This is a genomic window from Streptomyces sp. NPDC059853 (assembly GCF_042731495.1).
In the GTDB taxonomy this organism is placed as follows: Bacteria; Actinomycetota; Actinomycetes; order Streptomycetales; family Streptomycetaceae; genus Streptomyces.
Window position 1 is genome coordinate 1 of the sequence record NZ_JBHWJL010000367.1, and the last position, 4,549, is coordinate 4,549.

7 protein-coding genes and 2 tRNA genes are annotated in these 4,549 nt (G+C 73.4%); 7 read left to right on the forward strand and 2 right to left on the reverse strand.

Translation table 11 applies throughout. The annotated features are described in order from the left end of the window. The coding region (locus tag ACFV5N_RS24990; protein ID WP_385603975.1) for an NAD(P)H-binding protein at positions 1–396 on the reverse strand (396 nt) is incomplete at its 3' end. Positions 397–422: 26 nt separating this feature from the next. Here ACFV5N_RS24990 and ACFV5N_RS24995 point away from each other — a divergent pair. Beyond that, the gene (locus ACFV5N_RS24995; RefSeq protein ID WP_385603978.1) at positions 423–1,253 is read left to right on the forward strand and encodes an alpha/beta fold hydrolase; all 831 of its coding nucleotides are present in this window, start codon (positions 423–425) and stop codon (positions 1,251–1,253) included. Here ACFV5N_RS24995 and ACFV5N_RS25000 read toward each other — a convergent pair. Continuing rightward, positions 1,232–2,473 (reverse strand): amidohydrolase family protein, encoded by a 1,242-nt coding sequence (locus tag ACFV5N_RS25000; protein ID WP_385603981.1) that lies wholly within the window; start codon positions 2,471–2,473, stop codon positions 1,232–1,234. The two genes, ACFV5N_RS24995 and ACFV5N_RS25000, sit on opposite strands and share 22 nt — an antisense overlap. A gap of 156 nt (positions 2,474–2,629) precedes the next feature. On the opposite strand from ACFV5N_RS25000, the gene ACFV5N_RS25005 reads away from it, so the two are divergent. The 6 genes from ACFV5N_RS25005 to ACFV5N_RS25030 all read left to right on the forward strand — a co-directional run. Further along, positions 2,630–2,702 (forward strand) — tRNA-Thr (locus tag ACFV5N_RS25005). A gap of 47 nt (positions 2,703–2,749) precedes the next feature. Next, a tRNA-Met gene (locus ACFV5N_RS25010) sits at positions 2,750–2,822 on the forward strand. 90 nt (positions 2,823–2,912) lie between these two features. After that, positions 2,913–3,077, forward strand: a complete 165-nt coding sequence (gene rpmG, locus ACFV5N_RS25015) for a 50S ribosomal protein L33 (protein ID WP_004571794.1) — start codon at positions 2,913–2,915, stop codon at positions 3,075–3,077. Positions 3,078–3,151: 74 nt separating this feature from the next. After that, positions 3,152–3,607, forward strand: a complete 456-nt coding sequence (locus ACFV5N_RS25020; protein ID WP_385603984.1) for a MaoC family dehydratase N-terminal domain-containing protein — start codon at positions 3,152–3,154, stop codon at positions 3,605–3,607. After that, a complete protein-coding gene (locus tag ACFV5N_RS25025; protein ID WP_385603986.1) occupies positions 3,604–4,038 on the forward strand; it encodes a MaoC family dehydratase in 435 nt (144 codons plus the stop codon). The genes ACFV5N_RS25020 and ACFV5N_RS25025 overlap by 4 nt, the downstream gene beginning before the upstream one ends. A gap of 85 nt (positions 4,039–4,123) precedes the next feature. Next, positions 4,124–4,549 (forward strand): TetR/AcrR family transcriptional regulator (locus ACFV5N_RS25030; RefSeq protein WP_385603988.1); only part of this gene is annotated, 426 nt, incomplete at its 3' end.

Sequence of the window (4,549 nt, forward strand, 5' to 3'; positions counted from 1 at the left end):
CAGATAGGCCGCGAACACCGGGTCGGTGCCGGGCGGCGGCTCCTTGTCCACGTCGATGGCGGACACCATCACATAGCGCCGCACCCCCGCCGCCTCGGCCGAGTCCGCCAGCAGCGCCGCCGCCGCCCGGTCCACCGTCTCCTTGCGCTCCGCGCCGGAGCCGGGGCCCGCGCCGGCCGCGAAGACCACCGCGTCCGCGCCCTCCAGATGCCGCGTCAGCTCGCCGACCCGCGCCGACTCCAGGTCGCACACCAGGGGTTCGGCCCCCGCCGCCAGCAGCGCCTCGGCCTGCTCGGGTCTGCGGATCAGTCCGGCGGGCCGGTCCCCGCGGGCGGCCAGCAGCCGTTCGAGGCGCTGGGCGATCTTTCCATGTCCTCCGGCGATGACTGTGCGCATGCCGCCGAGCTTGGCACACTGTGCCGGTGTTCACGGAAAACCTGGTACCGGTGGCGTCCGGTCCGCCACCCGTCGAGCTGTACGTCGCCAGCACCGCCGGGCCCGCCGACCGGACGCTGCTGGTCATCCACGGCGGACCCGACTGGGACCACAGCTATCTGCGCGAGCCCCTGGACCGGCTCGCCGGCGCGCACCGGCTGCTGATGCCCGATCTGCGCGGCTGCGGACGCTCCACCCGGGGCCTGCCGGAGGATCAGTACACCCCGGAGGCGGTCGTCTCCGACCTCGTCACCCTGCTGGAGCGCACCACCGACGCCACCCCGGTGGACGTCCTCGGCTTCTCCTACGGCGGACTGCTCGCCCAGCTCCTCGCGCTCACCGCCCCCGCCCGGGTGCGCCGCCTGGTCATCGCCTCCAGCAGTGTCCTGCCGCCGCCGCCCGGCGGGAGCGGGCCGCGGTTCCCCGATGACCCCGCGCTCACCGGCCCCGCGCTGACCCGCGCCGCCGCGCTCGCCGGGGTGGAGCAGGAGGTGTGGTGCGCGGACCGGCGCGCGGAGTACCGCGCGCGCCTGGAGCGGGTGCGGTTCTCCGCCGAGTGGCTGCGCCCCCTGCGGGCCGGGCGGCTGCCCTCACCCCGGGTGCCGGACGCCGCCCACCGGCTGGCCGCGCTCGGCACACCGCTGCTCCTGCTCCACGGCGCGCACGACCGCACGTTCCCCGCCGGGCTGGTCGCGGACACCCTGCCGCTGATCCCCGGCGCGCGCGGCGTCGTGCTGCCGCGGGCCGCGCACATGGCGCACATCGACCAGCCGGAGCCGTGGCTGGCCGCCGTGGCTCAGTTCCTGGAGTCCAGCTGACGCGGCAGCTCCGCCAGCGGCCCCGACGGTGATCCGCAGTACTCCCGTACGGCACTGGTCCTGGCCACCACCCGCCCCCGGTGGATCACCACGCGGCTGTAGGCCAGCGACAGCGCCCCGGGCAGGTTCTCGCCGCGCACCGCCAGCAGCTCGGCCGGGAATCCGGGCTCGATGCGCACCTTCGGCAGCCCGAGCACGGCGCGCGCCGCCGAGCTGACCGCCCGGTACGCGCCGAAGGTGTCGCAGGCCCCGCGCACCGCCAGCAGATACGCGGCCTCCAGCGGGTCGCCGCGCCCGACCGGGTTGCCCGCGTCCCGGACCGCTCCGCTGCCGGCCGCCACCGTCACCCCGGCGGCCAGCAGCGTCCGGACCGGCGGGGTCGGCGGCCAGGCCGGGCGGCGCGGCGGCAGCGCGGCGCACGGCGACTGCGGCAGACAGCTCACCGCGACCCCGGCCGCCGCGAGCTGGTCGGCGGCGCGCGCCGCGCCCTCCGCCGGCAGCAGGGACAGGCCGGTGCAGGGGCCGAGGGTGACGGCGGTGCGGCAGGCCCCGGCGGCGGTCACCAGCCGGGCGAACCTGGCCGGGTCGTCGGCGTCGGTGTGCAGGTCGATGGGGCAGTCCTGGGCGTCCGCGATGGACAGCACGATCTCCGCGTACCCGGCCGGGTCCGGATCGAGGTCGGGGCAGCCGCCGAGCGTGGTGCCGCCGAGCTGGGCGGCCTCCGCGAGCTGGGCCCGGTTGTCGGCACCGGCCAGCCCGGTCAGCACCCGGGGCGCGGCCACCGGCTGGAGGTCGGCGAGGCCGAGCAGCGCCCGGCGCGCGCCCTGGGCGGCCTCCAGGGCGCGCAGCCCGAGGACGTCGCCGATCCGGATCTGGCTGCGCTGGGCGGTGGCGCCGTGGCTGAGCTGGAGCAGCGCGGCCTCGATGATGCGGCGCCGCAGCCGGCCGGGTTCTTCCGAGGGGGGCCCGGCGCCGCCGCTGGTGAGGGCCGTGTCGTGGTGGGCGTGCGGCTCGGCGGGGGCGGGCAGCAGCAGATAGCCGCTCAGGTCCAGGCGCTGCGTACCGGGCGCGGCGGCCAGGCTCCCGGGGGTGCCGACGGCCTCGACCCGGTCGCCGCCGAGGCGGACGTCGACGGTACGGCCGTCGGCCAGCCGGGCCCCGCTCAGCAGCAGTGCGCTCGTGGTGGCGGCGGCAGCGGTGCGGTCGCGGTGGTCGGGCACGAGGCGAGGCTAGTTCGCCCGGGGTGGTTGGGTGGGGAAGAAGCCATTAGTCGTACTGCTGTGGTTTCCGGGGACTTGGGTGGTGTTGGGCGGGCTCGGGGTGTCCCTGAACGGATTTCGTCTTCGGCCCCGGAGCGTGTAATCTCTTTCTCGCTCGCCCCAATAGCTCAGTCGGCAGAGCGTCTCCATGGTAAGGAGAAGGTCAACGGTTCGATTCCGTTTTGGGGCTCTGAGATGTGAGGTCTTCCTCCTGCGGGCGGGAGCCGCGCAGCTCGTGGCGGCGTAGCTCAGTCGGTAGAGCAAACGGCTCATAATCGTTGTGTCACCGGTTCAAGTCCGGTCGCCGCTACTTCACTCCGAGTAGCCGATTGCGGGGTCGGTCCTCCGATCGGCTACTCTTCCCTGTGTTGAACCCGTCCATCCGTCAAGGAGCACTCACGTGGCTGCCACCGACGTCCGCCCGAAGATCACGCTGGCCTGCGTGGAGTGCAAGGAGCGGAACTACATCACCAAGAAGAACCGGCGCAACGACCCGGATCGTCTTGAGATGAAGAAGCACTGCCCGCGCTGCAACGCCCACACGGCGCACCGCGAGACCCGCTGACTTGTCACTGTGCGAGGCCGCCCCCGGTTCTTCCGGGGGCGGCCTCGCGTGATTTCTGGGAGGTTGACGGCCCGATGGCCCTGGATCAGTCCTTCACCGGGCGGACGTATCCGCCCACCGAGCCGTACGAGGTGGGGCGGGAGAAGATCCGCGAGTTCGCGGTGGCGATCGGGGACGAGAACCCCGCGTACACCGACCCGGCCGCCGCGAGGGCGCTGGGGCACCCGGATGTGATCGCCCCGCCGACGTTCGTCTTCTCGATCACGTTCGCCGCCGCCGAGATGGTGACCCAGGACCCGAAGCTGGGCCTGGACTACGACCGGGTGGTGCACGGCGACCAGAAGTTCCGCTACAGCCGTCCGGTGGTGGCCGGCGACGTGCTCACGGTGACCTCGGTGATCGAGTCCGTGAAGTCGATGGCGGGCAACGACATCCTGGACATCCGCGGCGATGTGCACGATGCCGCGGGCGAGCATGTGGTGACCGCGTACACCAAGCTGGTGGCGCGCGCGCCGGAGGAGGACAAGTGACCGCGCGGATCGCGTACGCCGATGTCGAGGTGGGGACGGAGCTGCCGGCCCGTACGTTCCCGGTGACCCGCGCCACCCTGGTGCGGTACGCGGGTGCCTCGGGGGACTTCAACCCCATTCACTGGAACGAGCGCTTCGCCAAGGGCGTCGGGCTGCCCGATGTGATCGCGCACGGCATGTTCACCATGGCCGAGGCGGCCAGGGTGGTCACCGACTGGGCCGGGGATCCGGCGGCCGTGGTGGAGTACGGGGTGCGGTTCACCAACCCCGTGGTGGTGCCGGACGACGACACCGGGGCGGAGATCGAGGTCTCCGCGAAGGTCGCGGCCAAGCTGGACGACGACGCGCGCACGGTGCGGGTCGATCTGGTGGCGCGCAGCGCGGGTGTCAAGGTGCTGGGGCTGTCCCGGGCCGTGGTGCGGCTGGCCTGAGCGGGCCGCGGCACCGGGCACCACTGCCGTTGACAATGTAGTGATTGGTCAATAACTTTCTCGCATGGCCAGGGACAGCGGCAGGATGACGGCTCAGGAGCGGCGGATCGCCGTCATCCGCGCCGCCGTCACGGAGTTCGCCAGGGGCGGATACGGGGGGACCACCACCGCCGCCATCGCCCGCCGGGTCGGGGTCTCGCAGCCGTATCTCTTCCGGCTGTTCCCCGACAAGCGGGCGATCTTCCTGGCCGCCGCCGGCCACTGCACGGCGGAGATCCGCCGCGCCTTCGAGCGGGCGAGCGAGGACCTGGACCCGCGGGCCGCCCATGACGCGATGGCGGAGGCGTACGCCGCGCTCACCGCCGACCGCGACATGCTCATGTTCCAGATGCAGATGTACGCCGCGGTGTACACCGCGGAGTCGGACGGGGACGAGGAGTTCGCCGCCCGGATCCGCGCCCACTGGAACGAACTGTTCGAGTCCGTGTATCTGCGGCTGGGGGCGGACGGC